Origin of the sequence: Pseudonocardia cypriaca, from assembly GCF_006717045.1 — a bacterium.
Lineage (GTDB): Bacteria > Actinomycetota > Actinomycetes > Mycobacteriales > Pseudonocardiaceae > Pseudonocardia > Pseudonocardia cypriaca.
The window spans coordinates 59,871-74,693 of sequence record NZ_VFPH01000002.1 but is presented as its reverse complement, the minus strand read 5'-3'; the positions used below and the strand labels follow the sequence as shown (position 1 = coordinate 74,693).

Here is a 14,823-nt window from a genome sequence, read left to right as displayed (position 1 = left end):
CCGTCCGGGCTACGACCCGGCAGGTTGCCCCGGTGGCATCGACGGAGTGTCCGGCTTGGCCGGTTGCGGCGGCGCGGACGGTCGTCCGAGGCCGGTGCACATGGGCGGCTCCTTGGTGAGCGGCAAGGGAAGGCACATGCCTAACCTGCGCTTTCTCGAGATCGCAACGCGATCAGCGCGAACTGGACACTCGAGTTGCGCTGTGTGGACAGAGCGGCGCATTACTCACGGAGAGTGACGCCGGTGACCCACGGACGGCCCTATGGCAACGGGGAGAGGCGACCTACCGTCATCGAACCCACGTTCCTACGGCCATTCGGGGGCGAGAGCGTGTATCCGGAGCAGCCGCGTCGCGTCAAGGTGGACACCACCGACCCCGACGAGGCGCACGACTACCTGCGAGCCACGTACGTGGATCACAAAGTGAGCCTGGACGGCAGCATCGAGCGGTTCCGGTTCCGCCACGAGCTCACCGACGGCGGCCGGTTCTTCGTGGCCCGCTACGAGCACTCGATGAACTGCGAGGTGAACACGGAGCCGTTCGGCTTCCTGCTGATGGGGCAGGTGTTCCGCGGACGGCTGCGGATGTCGACCGGGCGCGATGAGCTCAGCCCCGGGCACGGCGAGCCGTTCGTCCTGGACCCGGCGGCACCGATGTGCATCCGCTGGGAGGATTTCCGCGCAGGGCTGGTCAAGCTCGATCTGAGCGTCGTCGACCGGGTGGCCGAGGAGATCACCGGAGGACACGGCGGGCCGGTGCGGTTCTCGCTCGCGCGGGCCGTGTCGCCGGCGCGGGCCGCGAACTGGCAGGCCCTTGTCCGCTACTTCAGCCGCGAGTTCTGCCGCAACGAGGCCGCGTACAGCAGCCCGCTGATCCACGCGCAGACGATGCGGCTGCTGGCCGCCACCGCGCTGGAGACGTTCCCGAACGCGACCTTGGACGCCGAGCGCGGCCCGTCCGGGGAGACCGCCGCGCCGAGCGCGGTGCGCCGCGCCACGGCGTTCATCGACGACCACGCCGGCGAACCGATCGGGCTGGCGGAGATCGCCGCCGCGGCGCGGCTCTCCCCGCGTGCCGTTCAGGACGCCTTCCGCCGCCACCTGGACACGACGCCGATGACCCACCTGCGCCGGGTACGGCTGCGGCGCGCGCAGCAGGAGCTGCGCACCGCCGACCCCGGTTCCGGGACGACGGTCGCCGGCGTCGCATCGCGGTGGGGGTTCGCCCACCACGGCCGGTTCGCGGCGAGCTACCGGCGCGAGTTCGGCCGCACCCCGGCCCAGGACCTGCACACCTGAGGGGTCAGCGACCGTCCCGGCCCGACACGTCGTCGCGCAGGTCGAGCCATGCGACCTGCTCGGGCGTCAACCGGACGGTCGAGGCCTCCGCCGAGGAGCGGGTCTCGTCGACCGTGCGCGGCCCGATCAGCGCGAACGTCGGGAAGGGCTGCGCGAGGACGTAGGCCAGGGCGATGGCGGTGGGTGCGACGCCCAGCTCGGCAGCGAGCGCCCGGGCACGGGCGAGCCGCTCGAAGTTGCCGTCGCTGTAGTAGCAGCGAACCAGCTCCGGGTCGGAGTGGTCCTCCGGTGCCGCGCGGCCGGTGAAGAACCCGCGCGCCTGCGACGACCACGGGAAGAGCGGCGTGCCGGTGCGCTCGAACCACTCGCGGTCGGCGTCGTCGGTGACGTGCTCGCAGCCCGCCCACGGCACGTCGAGCGCACGCGCGAGCCCGAAGTGGTTGCTCACGGCGGCGAAGCCCCGCTTCCCGTGGGAAGCCGCGTACGCGTTGGCCTCCTCGATCCGCGCGATGCTCCAGTTGGAGCCGCCGAAGACCCCGATGCGGCCGGCGTCGACGTGCTCGTTGAGCACGTCCACGAACTCACCGACGGGCACGTCCGGGTTGTCGCGGTGCAGGAAGTAGACGTCGACGTGGTCGGTCTGCAGGCGCTCGAGGCTCGCGGTCAGCTGGCTGGTGACCGACGGCGGGTCGCAGTGCGGGGTGTGGGCGCCCTTCCCGATGACGACCACCTCGTCGCGGACCCCGCGGTCGGCCATCCACTGCCCGAGGAGACGCTCCATCAGCCCGTCGGCGTAGTGGTGGGCGGTGTCGAACGCGTTGCCTCCACGCGCGACGAAGTCGTCGAACATCGTGGCCGCGTGCGACTGCGTCCGCTGGTTGTCGCAGCCCATCACGAGGCGGGAGATATCCCGGTCGACGCCGGCGACCCGGCCGGTGGGCAGTGGTGTGCTGGGAGCGATCACCGCCTCATCCTGCACCGATCATCCCGCGATCTCAGCTGTGAGCCCGAACTCGGCGAGCACGGCCGCCGCCCGCTGGTGCTCGCCGAGCGCACGGAGGTCCTCGGCGAGAGCGCGGGCGTTGGCGATCGTGCCGGGGTGCCGGTCGCCGAGGACGCGGCGGCGCCGGGCGAGGGTGTCCTCGTCGAGCTCGAGGGCGCGCTGGTGCTCGCCCAGCGCGTGGTGATCGGCGGCGAGGTTGTTCGCGGAGTTGAGCGTGTTGGGGTGGTTGTCGCCCAGGATGCGGCGGCGCCGGGCGAGCGTCTCCTCGTCGAGCTCGCGGGCGCGCTGGTGCTCGCCGAGCTCCCGGAGGTCGATGGCCAGGTTGTGGCCGTTGGCCATGGTGTCCGGGTGGTCGTCGCCGAGGATGCGGCTGCGGCGGGCGAGGGAGTCCTCGTCGAGCTCGCGCGCCTTCTGGAACTCGCCGAGCGCGCGGAGGTCGGTGCCGAGGAAGTGGGCGGACTCCAGCGTCTGGATGTCGTCGCCGCCCAGGACGCGGCGGCGCCCGAGGAAGGCGAGCTCGTCGAGCTCGCGGGCCCGCTGGAAGTCGCCCATGGCCCGGTAGTCCTCGGCGAGCGCGGTGGCGTTGGCCAGGGTGCCGAGGTGGTCGTCGCCGAGGACGCGGCGGCGGCGCTCGAGTGTCTCCTCGTCGAGCTCGCGGGCCCGCTGGTGCTCGCCCAGCTCGCGGAGATCGGCGGCGAGGTTGTTCGCGGTGGCGAGGGTGTGCGGGTGGTCGGGACCGAGGACCCGGCGGCGGCGCTCGAAGGTGTCCTCGTCGAGCTCGCGGGCCTGCTGGTGTTGGCCACGCGCGCCCAGTTCGACGGCGCGGTTGTGAGCGTCGGCGAGGGTGTCGGGATGGTCGTCGCCGAGGGAGGGGCGGCGGTTGAAGGACCAGGGCACGTGGGACCTCTGCAGTGTTGAAGATGATCAGGCGGTTGCTGGCCCCGATCGTGGCAGGCGCGGGCGCCGGAGGCGAGAGGGGCCCGCGTACCGGTCGCTCTCGGGAGGGTCGCACGTCCTGCGCTACGTGTCCCGTGCGTCGTAGGCGGCCTGCGCGGCGGTGATCCGGTGGACGTGGACCTCCGCCCAGTCGCCGATGACGGCGATCGGCTCGATCAGCGAGCGGCCCAGGTCGGTGAGGGTGTACTCGACCCGTGGCGGGACCTCAGCGAAGACCTCGCGGGTGACCAGGCCGTCGCGTTCCATCCGGCGGAGGGTCTGGGTGAGCACCTTGGGTGCGACGCGACCGATGTGGCCGCGCAGGTCGGTGAACCGCCTCGGACCGTCGCTCAGCAGGAGGACGACGAGCACCGTCCACTTGTCGCCTATCCGGTCGAGCACCAGCCGCGTGGGGCAGTCCGGGTCGAACAGGTCGCCTTCGTAGGCGTCGGTCCGCTCGGCACGCAGGCGGTCGACGAGCTGCGGCAACGCATTGGTAACCACGAGGTACTTATAGCACGTTGAAGTACTCGGTAACCGATGGATAGCTTGGCCGCGACCACGACGAAGGGAAGGGACGAGGATGAGGATCGCGGTTTACGGCGCGACGGGAATGATCGGCAGGCGAGTGGCGGCCGAGGCGGTGGAGCGGGGGCACGAGGTCACCGGCATCGCGCGGTCCGGCGGTGAGGTACCGGCCGGCGTCATCGCGGTGCAGGGCGACGCGGGCGACACCGCCTTCGCCAAGCGCGTCGCGGGCGAGGCGGACGTCGTCGTGTCGGCGATCGGTCCGAGCCGCACCGGTGGCGATCCACGCGAGTACCTCGCGCAGGTGCGCAACCTGGTCGAGACGCTCGGCGACGCGCGGCTGGTCGTCGTCGGCGGCGCAGGCTCGCTGCTCGTGGACGGAACGCGGCTGGTCGACCTTCCGCACTTCCCCGAGATCTACCGCCCGGAGGCGCTCGTCGTCGCCGAGGCGCTCGACCACCTCCGCGGGCTCGGCGACGGCGTCGACTGGACGTTCGTGTCGCCGGCCCCGCAGATCGCACCGGGTGAGCGCACCGGCTCCTACCAGGTCGGCACCGACCACCCGGTGGGCGAGGCGATCTCCGCCGAGGACTTCGCGGTGGCGCTGCTCGACGAGATCGAGCAGCCCACCCACCGCCGCACGCGGTTCACGGTGGCGAACTGAGGACACTCACATCGGCAGCTGCTCGATCATGTCGTCGATCGGGCGGCGCGGGGTGGGGCGCAACGGGGTGCCGAGTGGCGCCCAGCCGATGCGGAGCACGAGCTGCGGGACCGCGGTGCCACCGAGCACGTCGTCCCGGACCTCCCGCCTCCTCGAAGCGATCTCGAAGGGCCGGCTGAGCGGGCATGTCGCGAGGCCGAGCTCGGTGGCGTGCAGCAGCACCGCGCTGAGCGCCTCACCGGCCCGGAGCTGGGAGAGGGAGTCGTCGGATCCGGTGGCCAGCACCGCCAGGAGGGCGCCATCGGGTTCTCCGTCCGACGGCTGCTCGATCAGGCCGTCGCCGAACCGCCGGGTCGTCCCGCCACCGCTCGCGGCCAGGTAGGAGACGCTCGCCTCCTGGACCTCGGCCGTGTCCCGGATGACGTCGGCCAGCCGCTCGCGGGCCCGGGCTTCCGTCACGGGCCGGAGCAGGGCGCCCTGCGCGGCGGCGCGCTCGCCCAGGTCGTCGATGAACGTGGCGGGCACCTCCCAGCCGGTGTAGCGGCGGCGGTCGGTTCGCCTGCGCAGGATGGCGGCGGCGAGGGCGAGGTCGGTGTCGTCGGCGAGGCGGGGGTGCAGCTGCAGGGCGGCCAGGTGCTTCGGCTCGTCGGGGTTCGGCATGCGGTGGGCCGAGCTGGCGAGTCCCACGGCCGCGAGCGCCACGCGCGCGTGGTGCAGCGCGGCCCCGCAGCTCACGATCAGGTCGCGGGCCTGTGCGTCGGTGGTGGGTAGCCATCGCGAGAGGTCCGCGTAGAGGTGGACCGCGTGCGGACCGACCACCCAGCGCCACGGCTGGCTGTTGTGCACCGAGGGCGCGGCGGCGGCGAGCGCGAGCGCGCTTCGCACGGTGCGCTGGTCGATGCGGTTGTTGGTGGTGGTCATCGCTGCTCCTCGTCGGGGACGGGCGGGGCGCGCGGGGCAGCGCTTTCCCGACACCCGCAAGCCTGCCGCCGGCCGGCGTCGGGCAGCAGCGGCCGGTGGTCCCGCGCCGGGAGGGTCCCTCGGCCCGTCCGGACCGGGACCCCCGACTCAGCCGCCGTTCTCCTTGCGCAGGCCGGCGGCGTAGACGGCGGCCTCGGTGCGGCGGGTGAACCCGAGCTTGTGCAGCAGGGAGGAGACGTAGTTCTTGACGGTCTTCTCGGCGAGGAAGAGCTCGGCGCCGATCTGGCGGTTGGTGAGGCCGTCCGCGATCAGGCTGAGGATGCGCCGCTCCTGGGGGCTGAGGGAGGCGTAGCGCGGATCGGAGGGCTCGTCGCCCTTGCGGAGGCGTTCGAGCACCACCGCGGTGGCCCTCGGGTCGAGCAGGGAGCCGCCCTCGGCGATGGTGCGCACGGCGCCGACGAGGTCGACGCCGGTGACCTGCTTCAGGAGGTAGCCCGCGGCGCCCGCCATGATCGCGCCGAAGAGCGCCTCGTCGTCGGAGTACGACGTGAGCATGAGGCAGGCGGGCGGCGGGGACACGGCCGAGCGGATGTCCCGGCAGACGCTCACCCCGTCGCCGTCGGGGAGCCGGACGTCGAGGATCGCGACGTCGGGCCGGAGCGCGGGGATGCGGGCGACGGCCTGAGCCGCCGTGGCGGCCTCGCCGACGACCGTGATGTCGCCTGCAGCCTCGAGGAGCTGCGCGATACCCCTGCGGACGATCTCGTGGTCGTCCAGCAGGAACACGGTGATGGGCACGTCGTCTCCTCGTCCGCGGTGGTGGTCAGCCGTCTCGGCTCGGTACGACGAGCAGTCTGCGCCCGCTGAGCCGCTGCAGGGGGATGGCGATCGTGTGCGCGGTGCTCTGGTGGGCCCAAGGAGCCGGAATCCGCTCGGCGAGGTCGGCCAGCCGCTCAGGCACGACCACCTCGTAGGCCTGGCCGACGCCGAGCACCGTCCACCCGGTCCGCGTGTCGGGATCGATGCGGTCCACCTGGAACGCCACCACCGCGTTCCGGGTGGCGACGGCCAGCTTGCTGCCGCCGGCGGTCCGGAAGACGATCTCCTCCTCGTCGAGGAGGTAGGTGACGGGCTGGGCGGCCGGGAGGGCCGCCTCGGTGAACACGACCCGCCCGATCTCGTGACCGGCGAGCAGACGGAGGCACTCGGCCTCGTCGAGCTCGACCAGCTCGACGACCGCCGCTCCGTCCGCTGCGGCTGTCACAGGCTGTCCCCCGTTCGATGCGCAGCCATCGACGATCCGCCCGCCCCGACTGTTCCGACAGGGCCGAAAGTCCCCTCCGTCCCGGCGATGATCCCGGGCGCTCAGGGCAGTTCGGAGACGTCGGCGCGGAACTGCATCGCCCGGTACGGCCAGCCCGTCGCGGTGTTCCACTGGCTCACGACGAGGTGCAGCTCCTCCAGCGTCGAGCCGGGCAGCACGTACCCGCCGTAGAGCTGCGCGACGTGCCCGCACGTGTGGTCCTCGTGGCCCCAGTCGCAGCCGCGCAGCACGGTGGCCAGTGGCGCGCGGTGCAGGTCGGCGGTCGGCCCGTCCAGCACCCGGACGTCGATGCAGTAGCGGCCGGCGTCGAACGCCGAGAGCAGCCAGCGACCCTCGGGTACCCGGCGCAGCGACAGCTCCCCGAACCGGCCGGGCAGCACGACGGTGGGCGGGTTCCCCCAGCCCCAGCGGTCGTCGGCGATGCCCCAGGTCTGCCAGGCGTCCGGGTCGGTCAGCTCCGGCTCGGGCACCCGGTGCAGGAGCAGGCCGTGTTCCCGCTGGAATCCCGTGGTCATGGCGTACACCCAGCCGTCGGTGCCGCGCTCCCACGTGAGCATCTGGAAGAGCCCGCCGTGGAGGTCGGCGGGCCAGCGGGTGCCGGTGGGCCGCCACGTGCGGCCGCCGTCGCGGGAGCGGTGCAGCTCCGTCCAGCGCACGTTCCCCAGCTCGCGGCACACCATCACGTGCAGGTACATGTCGTCCCCCACCGTGATCACGTCGGTGGGGAGGACGGTCGTGACGCGCCGTAGCCGCAGCCCGTGGCGGCGCCAACCGTGGTGGATGTAGCGCACCACCTGGCGGGCGGCGCCGGGGCGCCCGGCAGCACCGGTCCAGCGCAGCCCCCTCGGGACGCTCGCCGCCTCGCCGAAGAGCACGACGGGGGACCGCCAGCCGGGCCCACCGACGCCGGCCTGCCGGAACGTGTCCCCGAACACCGACACCAGGTGCCCCTGCGGCGCGGTCGTCGTGGTGCCCAGGTCGGTACCGCCGACGCCGAACCGGTCGGTGATGCCGGGCCCGGTGAGATCGGCGATCTTGGTGGCGAGCCGCACCGTCACACCACCATCTTGCCTGGTCCTGCCCACACCTGAGGTGTTCGTCTGCCTAGAGTGACCGCCATGGCAGAGCTCGCCCCGCGCCGTCTGATCCTGACGCTGTACGGGCTGTACGCGCGCGACGAGCACAACTGGATGTCCGTCGGTTCCGTGGTGCGGCTGATGGGGGACCTCGGCGTCGACTCCGCCGGCGTCCGGTCGTCGATCTCGCGGCTCAAGCGGCGCGGCGTGCTCGTGTCGATGAAGTCGGACCGAGCCGCCGGTTACGCGCTCTCGGAGAGCGCGCTCGAGGTGCTCCGCGAGGGCGACACCCGGATCTTCGGCCGGCGGCAGGCCGCCGCATCGGACGGATTCGTGCTCGTGGTGTTCTCCATCCCGGAGTCGGAGCGGGAGAAGCGCCACACGCTGCGCACCACCCTCTCGGACCTGGGGTTCGGCACGGCCGCGCCCGGCGTCTGGGTCGCACCCGGCCATCTGCGGGACGAGGTCGGCAGCACGCTGCGGCGACGCGGGCTCTCCTCATACGTCGACCTGTTCACCGCCCACCACGAGGGATTCAGCGCGCTCCCCGAGCAGGTGGCGCGCTGGTGGGACCTCGACGGCATCAACGCCCACTACGCGGAGTTCCTCGCCCAGTTCTCCGACGCGCAGGCCCGCTGGAAGCGCTCCGAGAACGCCCCCCGCACCGCGTTCGAGATCTACGTCCCGATGCTGACGGTCTGGCGGCGCCTGCCCTACCTCGACCCGGGCCTTCCGCTCGACCTGCTGCCCGCGGGCTGGAACGGGGGCCGCGCGGCGGACCTGTTCGGCGACCTCGACGCGCTCCTGCGGGCCCCGGCGCGCGAGCACGCGCTGACCGCGATCCACGGCTAGCAGCGATCAAGGGCGGATGGTCGCGGTTGAAGATCGACTGACGACCCTTTGCCCTTGATCTGCAGAAGGAGGTTCGTGCCGACCGCCGATCATGGCTGTGGGTGCGTTCCGCGGAACGCAATCAGGTGCCGTGGTGGTGCCGTTGTGGTGCGACCGTTCCGGTGGGCGCGCCGTCCCCGGCTCGGGCCTCGCGGCCCCACATGAGCTGCACCCGTGCAGCTGATGTCCCATTCCTGCTGATCAGGCCCTTCGGGCGGGCGCCTGGCCCCTGGGTTGGTCGTGCCTGACCATGCGGGAACTGGCTGGAGATGAGGGTCGGGACCACCGCAGGTTGCGTGGCACCCGACCGCGGTGGTCTCGTCCCTGACCGCCGTGCCCTCAAGTCGGGGACGCCCGTCCACGCAACCACAGAATTCGGTAGTTGACCCAACCCAGCCACCCCCACAGCCGAAGGGATCGACGGGATCCGGGGGAAGACGCGAGAGGCTGGCTACGGGGGAGCGCCGGGAGGCCCGAGCCGGGAACGGCGCGCCCACCGGCGGTTTCCTGACCAGGTCGATCCGACGGGAACTGATCGACACATGAACGGCAAGATCGCGAGTAGCGGTTGTCCATGGCTGCCGCCACAGCCATGGGCAACCGATACAGCGGATCATGGTCGGGACCACCACCGGGCGGGCCCGGTGACAGCCTGTTGATCATGACAGTGCTACTCGAGAACGGCGACACCCTGGATCTCGACGAGCGCCGCCTCGTCCCAGAGCCGGGCGACCCCGATGCCGGCCATGGCCGGGTACTCGGTGCCGACGAGGCGCCGCCAGATCTTCCCGATCTCGCGCCGGTTGGCGAGGTAGCCGTCCATGTCGACGATGTAGATCGTGACGGTGGCGAGGTCGTCGCCGGAGCCGCCGGCGGCCCTCAGTGCCAGCAGGAGGTTGAGCAGGGCCTGTTCGAACTGCGTGACGATGTCGTCCCCGACGATCGCCCCCGACCGGTCGATCGCGGTCTGTCCGGCGAGGTAGACGGTGCGGGGCCGGTCGGTGGCGACGGCGTGGCTGAACCCGCGCGGCGCGGCGAGGAGCGGCGGGTTGATGCGCTCGAACGTCATGACTGAACAGCACCTCCGTCCACGTTGATGCCCTGTCCGTTGATCGCACCGTTCTGCACGCAGGAGAGTACGGCGGCGGCGACCTCGTCGGGCTGGACCAGGCGGTGGATCGGCTGCCGCCGTTCGAGCGCGGTCCTGGCGTCGTCCGTGGAGATGCCCATCCGGTCGGCGATGGCGGCCACGGTCGCGTCGGTCATGGGTGTGTCGACGTAGCCGGGGCACACGGCGTTGGCGGTTACCCCGTCCCGGGCCACCTCGTCGGCCACGGCGCGGACCAGCCCGAGCACGCCGTGCTTGCTGGCCGTGTACGCGCCGACCTGGCGCTCGCCGCGCTTCGCGACCACGGACGCGATCACGACGATGCGGCCGCGGCGCGCCTCGAGCATCGGGGGGAGCGCGCGGCGGATGCACCGGAAGGGCGCGGTCAGGTTCGAGTCGATCATCTGCTGCCACTGCTCGTCGGTGGTCTGCGTGATCGGCGCGGCGAGGGAGGCGCCGGCGCTCGCGACGAGCACCTCCGCCCACCCCCACGCCTCCTCGACGGTGGTGAAGAGCGCCTCGACCTGCTCGGGCACGGTGAGGTCGGCCGCGACGCTCATCGTCGGGCCGCTGATCGCAGCGGCCGCCTCGTCGAGCTTGGCGGCGTCGCGGCCGACGAGGACCGTGCGGTAGCCGGCCTCGGAGAGCCGCCGCGCCGTGGCCAGGCCGATGCCCTGCCCCGCGCCCGTGACGATCGCGACCGCCACTACCGGCCCTTCCACTCCGGCTTGCGCCTGGCGTTGAACGCCGCGTGGAACTCGGCGTGGTCGTCGGTGGTCATGAGCAGCGCCTGGGTCATCGCGTCGAGCTCGATCGCCGCCGAGAGCGGCATGTCGAGCTCGCGGGTCAGCAGCGACTTCGTCTGCGCGAACGCGAGCGTCGGGCCGGACGCGAGCCGGGCCGCGAGGGCGGCCACGGCGTCGTCGAGCTCCTCGTCCGGAACCAGCTCCGACACGAGCCCGTACCGGTCGGCGGTAGTGGCGTCGATCGTGTCGCCGAGCATGAGCAGCTGCGTGGCCCGCCCGAGCCCGACCACGCGGGGGAGCAGGTAGGCCGCGCCCATGTCGCCACCGGAGAGCCCGACCTTGGTGAACAGGAACGCGAACCGCCCGGAGGTGCCGACGATCCGGAAGTCCGCGGCGAGGGCGATCACCGCGCCGGCACCCGCGGCGATGCCCTGGATCTTCACGATGATCGGGACCGGGCACTCGCGCATCGCCCGGATGACGTCGCCGGTCATCTTCGTGAAGCGCATCAGGTCGGCCGCCCGCATCTTCAGCAGCTCACCGATGATCTCGTTGACGTCGCCGCCGCCGCAGAAGCCGCGGCCCTCGCCCTGGATCACCAGCACCTTGACGCCGTCGCGGTGGGGCAGCTCGGCCAGCAGGTCGCGCAGGTCGGAGTACGACTCGAACGTGAGCGGGTTGAGCTTCTCCGGGCGGTTGAGGGTGACCGTGGCGACCGGCCCGTCGATGGTGAAGTCGAAGTGGGACCAGTCCGTGGTCAGCGGCGCCGAGGCGCGGAAGCGGCTCACCGGTCGGCCCTCCTGAGGATCTCGCGGGCGATGATCGTGCGCTGCACCTCGGTGGCGCCTTCGTAGATGCGGGGCGCCCGGACGTCACGGTAGAGGTGTTCGAGCAGGTGTCCACGCTGCAGCGCCCGGGCGCCGTGCAGCTGCACGCAGCGGTCGACGATGCGTCCCGCCGCCTCGGTGGCGAACAGCTTGGCCATCGCCGCGGACCGGGTGACGGTGCTGCGGTCGGCGCCCGCGTCGTAGGCGCGGGCGGCGGCGTGGACGAGCAGGCGCGCGGCCTCGAGGTCGGTGGCCATGTCGGCGATCGCGTGGGCCACCGCCTGCTGGGCCGACAGCGGCCCGCCGTACGCCTCGCGGGTGGTGACGTGCGCGACGGTGGCGTCGAGCGCGGCCTGCGCCATCCCCACCGCGAACGCGCCGACGCTGGGCCGGAACAGGTCGAGCGTGCGCATGGCGACGCGGAACCCGGCGTCGACCTCGCCGAGCACGTCGTCCCGGTCGACCCGCACACCGTCGAAGGTGAGGCGGCCGATCGGGTGCGGCGAGAGCATGTCGAGGTGCTCGCCGGACAGGCCGGGGGAGTCGCCTGCCACGGCGAAGGCGGTGACGCCCCGCGCTCCGGCATCCGAGGTGCGGGCGAACACGGTGTAGACGTCGGCGTCGGGGGCGTTGGAGATCCAGAGCTTCTCCCCGGTGAGTCGCCAGCCGTCACCGTCGGGCTCGGCGCGCAGCGACAGCGCAGCGGCGTCGGACCCGGCGCCCGGCTCCGTGAGCGCGAAGGCCGCGACGACGTCGCCCTTCACCACCCCCGGGATCCAGCGGTCGACGGCGGCGGCCGTGCCCGACTGCAGGATCGGGTAGCTGCCCAGCCCCTGCAGGGCGAGCGCGGTCTCGGCCTCGGGGGAGACCGCGGCGATGGTCTCCCGCAGCAGGCACAGCTGCATCGCCGCGGCGTCACGGGGCGGTTCGTCGGGTCGGCCGCCGTACAGGTCCCTGAGCAGTCCCAGCTCGCCCATCGCGGACACGAGCGGGCGGTTGACCCGGCCGTCGTCGCGGGCGAGCGGGACGAGGTGCTCGGTCGCGAGCGTGCGGACGCGAGCGGTGTAGGCGACCTGCTCCATCCCGGCATCGTATGTCGTATTGACAACGGCCGTCAAATAAACAATATACTGGCGATCGTGCGCATCGCAGTCATCGGTGGAGGCCCCGGCGGCCTGTACTTCGCGGCGCTGGCCAAGCAGCTCGGCTCCGTGCAGGGGGTCGACCACGAGATCACCGTGTGGGAGCGCAACGCCGCCGACGACACGTTCGGCTTCGGCGTCGTGTTCTCCGACGAGACGCTGGGCGGCATCGAGCACGCCGACCCGGTGGTGCACGCGGCGATGGAGCGGGAGTTCGCGCGCTGGGACGACATCGACGTCCACTTCCGCGGGCAGACGATCACCAGCGGTGGCCACGGCTTCGCCGCGATGGGCCGCAAGCGCCTGCTCGAGATACTCCAGGAACGCTGCCGGGAGCTCGGCGTCGACGTGCGCTTCTCCACCGAGGCGCCCGAAGTGGAGCAGCTCCGGCGTGATCACGACCTCGTGGTGGCGAGCGACGGGCTCAACTCGGCGGTGCGCACCGAGTACGCCGACCACTTCCGCCCGAGCCTCGACGTCCGCCGCTGCCGCTACATGTGGCTGGGCACCGACACGGTCTTCGAGGCCTTCACCTTCGACGTCCGCGAGACCGAGCACGGCGTCATGCAGATGCACGGCTACCCGTTCGACGCGAACGGCAGCACGTTCATCGTCGAGATGCACGACGACGTGTGGCGCCGAGCCGGCTTCCACGAGTCGGCGGCGCTCGCCCTCGTGCCCGGCGAGTCCGACGTGCGCTCGGTCGAGGCGGTGAGCGAGATCTTCGCCGACGTCCTGGCCGGCGGGCGGGTGCTCGCCAACAACTCCAAGTGGATCAGCTTCACCACCGTGCGCAACGAGCGCTGGTGCCACGACAACGTGGTGCTGCTCGGCGACGCCGCGCACACCGCCCACTTCTCGATCGGCTCGGGCACGAAGCTGGCCATGGAGGACGCGCTGGCGCTCGCGGCCTGCCTGCACGAGGTCCCCGACGTCCCCACGGCGCTCGTCGCCTACGAGGCCGAGCGCAAGCCGGTCGTCGAGTCGACCCAGCGTGCCGCGCAGGCGAGCCTGGAGTGGTTCGAGAACCTCGGGCAGTACGTCCACCAGCCGCCGCTGCAGTTCGCCTTCAACATCCTCACCCGCAGCCGCCGGGTCACCTACGACAACCTGCGGCTGCGCGACCCCGAGTTCGTCGCCCGCGTGGACGCCTGGTTCGCCGACGGCGCGCAGCCGCGGCCGCCGATGTTCCACCCGTTCCGCCTCGGTGAGCTGGAGCTGGCCAACCGCGTCGTCGTCTCCCCGATGGACATGTACGTCGCCGTGGACGGCATGCCGACCGACTTCCACCTGGTCCACCTCGGCGGCAAGGCGCTCGGCGGCGCAGGCCTGGTCATGACCGAGATGGTGTGCGTCTCGCCGGAGGGCCGCATCACGCCCGGCTGCACGGGCATCTGGACCGACGAGCAGGCGGCGGCCTGGCGGCGCATCACCGGGTTCGTCCACTCCTCGTCGCAGGCGAAGATCGGCCTGCAGCTCGGCCACTCCGGCCCCAAGGGTTCGACGAAGTTGATGTGGGAGGGCATCGACCAGCCCCTCGAGTCGGGCAACTGGCCCGTCGTCGGCCCGTCGGCGCGCCCCTACCGCGAAGGCGTCAACCAGGTGCCCAAGGAACTCGACCGCGCGGGCATGGACGCGATCGTCGCCGAGTTCGTCGCCGCCACGGAGCGGGGTGCGCGCGCCGGCTTCGACCTCGTCGAGCTGCACTGCGCGCACGGCTACCTGCTGTCGTCGTTCCTGTCGCCGGTCACCAACCGCCGGACCGACGAGTACGGCGGGCCGATCGAGCACCGGCTGCGGTTCCCCCTCGAGGTCTTCACCGCGATGCGCGAGGTGTGGCCGGCGGACAAGCCCATGACCGTCCGGATCTCCGCGACCGACTGGGTGGAGGGCGGCATCACCCTCGACGACACCCTCGCCGTCGTGCGCGCCTTCGAGCAGGCGGGGGCCGCGGCCATCGACGTGTCCACCGGGCAGGTCACCCCGGACGAGCGGCCGGCCTTCGGCCGCTCGTACCAGACGCCGTTCGCCGACGCGATCCGCAACGTGCTGAAGGTCCCCACGATCGCGGTGGGCGTCATCTCGTCGCCCGACGACGTGAACACGATCATCCTGTCCGGCCGCGCCGACCTGTGCGCCGTGGGCCGCGCCCACCTCTACGACCCGAACTGGACGCTGCACGCCGCGGTCGAGCAGGACTACGACGGGCCGGGCGCGGCGTGGCCCCCGCCCTGGCGGGCGGGGCGGCGCAAGCCCCAGACCGGGCGCAGCGACGGGCCGAAGCCGCGGCTGGAGCTCATCCGGCGGCCGGCGTCGGACGGGCACCAGCGGTGGCGGCCGGCGTCCGCCTTGCGCTGA

Annotated in this window: 15 protein-coding genes; 4 read left to right on the top strand and 11 right to left on the bottom strand. The window is 72.3% G+C overall.

All coding sequences use genetic code 11. From position 1 onward, the window contains the following. Window positions 1-330 precede the first annotated feature (330 nt). Complete coding sequence (locus FB388_RS18185) at window positions 331-1,299, top strand: helix-turn-helix domain-containing protein (protein WP_142103390.1); 969 nt, start codon at window positions 331-333, stop codon at window positions 1,297-1,299. A 4-nt stretch (window positions 1,300-1,303) separates the two neighbouring features. Here the strand turns inward: FB388_RS18185 and FB388_RS18180 are convergent, their stop codons facing one another. The 3 genes from FB388_RS18180 to FB388_RS18170 form a co-directional block, all read right to left on the bottom strand. After that, the gene (locus FB388_RS18180) at window positions 1,304-2,263 is read right to left on the bottom strand and encodes an aldo/keto reductase (protein ID WP_211362092.1); all 960 of its coding nucleotides are present in this window, start codon (window positions 2,261-2,263) and stop codon (window positions 1,304-1,306) included. Between the two features lie 18 nt (window positions 2,264-2,281). Next, a complete protein-coding gene (locus FB388_RS18175) occupies window positions 2,282-3,199 on the bottom strand; it encodes a tetratricopeptide repeat protein (RefSeq protein WP_170225718.1) in 918 nt (305 codons plus the stop codon). A gap of 123 nt (window positions 3,200-3,322) precedes the next feature. Next, a complete protein-coding gene (locus tag FB388_RS18170; RefSeq protein ID WP_211362306.1) occupies window positions 3,323-3,706 on the bottom strand; it encodes a winged helix-turn-helix transcriptional regulator in 384 nt (127 codons plus the stop codon). 115 nt (window positions 3,707-3,821) lie between these two features. On the opposite strand from FB388_RS18170, the gene FB388_RS18165 reads away from it, so the two are divergent. Further along, window positions 3,822-4,430, top strand: coding sequence for an NAD(P)-dependent oxidoreductase (locus FB388_RS18165; RefSeq protein WP_142103387.1), 609 nt, complete (start codon window positions 3,822-3,824; stop codon window positions 4,428-4,430). A gap of 6 nt (window positions 4,431-4,436) precedes the next feature. Here the strand turns inward: FB388_RS18165 and FB388_RS18160 are convergent, their stop codons facing one another. The 4 genes from FB388_RS18160 to FB388_RS18145 form a co-directional block, all read right to left on the bottom strand. Next, the gene (locus FB388_RS18160) at window positions 4,437-5,351 is read right to left on the bottom strand and encodes a nitroreductase family protein (RefSeq protein WP_142103386.1); all 915 of its coding nucleotides are present in this window, start codon (window positions 5,349-5,351) and stop codon (window positions 4,437-4,439) included. Window positions 5,352-5,498: 147 nt separating this feature from the next. Beyond that, window positions 5,499-6,149 carry a response regulator gene (locus tag FB388_RS18155; protein WP_142103385.1) on the bottom strand — a complete coding sequence of 217 codons (651 nt, stop codon included), beginning with the start codon at window positions 6,147-6,149 and terminating at the stop codon, window positions 5,499-5,501. A 25-nt stretch (window positions 6,150-6,174) separates the two neighbouring features. After that, entirely contained in the window at window positions 6,175-6,615 is a 441-nt protein-coding gene (locus FB388_RS18150; protein ID WP_211362091.1) for a pyridoxamine 5'-phosphate oxidase family protein, read from the bottom strand. A gap of 101 nt (window positions 6,616-6,716) precedes the next feature. After that, complete coding sequence (locus FB388_RS18145) at window positions 6,717-7,733, bottom strand: glycoside hydrolase family 183 protein (RefSeq protein WP_246122156.1); 1,017 nt, start codon at window positions 7,731-7,733, stop codon at window positions 6,717-6,719. 60 nt (window positions 7,734-7,793) lie between these two features. Here FB388_RS18145 and FB388_RS18140 point away from each other — a divergent pair, with 60 nt between their 5' ends. Beyond that, a complete protein-coding gene (locus tag FB388_RS18140) occupies window positions 7,794-8,603 on the top strand; it encodes a PaaX family transcriptional regulator (RefSeq protein WP_142103384.1) in 810 nt (269 codons plus the stop codon). A gap of 709 nt (window positions 8,604-9,312) precedes the next feature. Here FB388_RS18140 and FB388_RS18135 read toward each other — a convergent pair. From FB388_RS18135 to FB388_RS18120, 4 genes are read right to left on the bottom strand one after another with little or no spacing between them, the layout of a single operon-like run. Continuing rightward, window positions 9,313-9,711, bottom strand: coding sequence for a RidA family protein (locus FB388_RS18135; RefSeq protein WP_142103383.1), 399 nt, complete (start codon window positions 9,709-9,711; stop codon window positions 9,313-9,315). Further along, complete coding sequence (locus tag FB388_RS18130) at window positions 9,708-10,457, bottom strand: SDR family NAD(P)-dependent oxidoreductase (RefSeq protein ID WP_142103382.1); 750 nt, start codon at window positions 10,455-10,457, stop codon at window positions 9,708-9,710. Before FB388_RS18130 ends, FB388_RS18135 begins: the two co-directional genes overlap by 4 nt. Beyond that, a complete protein-coding gene (locus tag FB388_RS18125) occupies window positions 10,457-11,284 on the bottom strand; it encodes an enoyl-CoA hydratase family protein (protein ID WP_142103381.1) in 828 nt (275 codons plus the stop codon). Before FB388_RS18125 ends, FB388_RS18130 begins: the two co-directional genes overlap by 1 nt. Then, window positions 11,281-12,405, bottom strand: coding sequence for an acyl-CoA dehydrogenase family protein (locus FB388_RS18120; RefSeq protein ID WP_142103380.1), 1,125 nt, complete (start codon window positions 12,403-12,405; stop codon window positions 11,281-11,283). Before FB388_RS18120 ends, FB388_RS18125 begins: the two co-directional genes overlap by 4 nt. A gap of 57 nt (window positions 12,406-12,462) precedes the next feature. On the opposite strand from FB388_RS18120, the gene FB388_RS18115 reads away from it, so the two are divergent. Further along, a complete protein-coding gene (locus tag FB388_RS18115) occupies window positions 12,463-14,823 on the top strand; it encodes a bifunctional salicylyl-CoA 5-hydroxylase/oxidoreductase (protein ID WP_142103379.1) in 2,361 nt (786 codons plus the stop codon).

What these genes read in the sequence shown, in the direction of transcription:
- FB388_RS18165 (WP_142103387.1), top strand. Translation starts at nt 3,822, where the DNA reads ATGAGGATCGCGGTTTACGGCGCGACGGGAATGATCGGCAGGCGAGTG.
- FB388_RS18160 (WP_142103386.1), bottom strand. Translation starts at nt 5,351, where the DNA reads ATGACCACCACCAACAACCGCATCGACCAGCGCACCGTGCGAAGCGCG.
- FB388_RS18140 (WP_142103384.1), top strand. Translation starts at nt 7,794, where the DNA reads ATGGCAGAGCTCGCCCCGCGCCGTCTGATCCTGACGCTGTACGGGCTG.
- FB388_RS18135 (WP_142103383.1), bottom strand. Translation starts at nt 9,711, where the DNA reads ATGACGTTCGAGCGCATCAACCCGCCGCTCCTCGCCGCGCCGCGCGGG.
- FB388_RS18120 (WP_142103380.1), bottom strand. Translation starts at nt 12,405, where the DNA reads ATGGAGCAGGTCGCCTACACCGCTCGCGTCCGCACGCTCGCGACCGAG.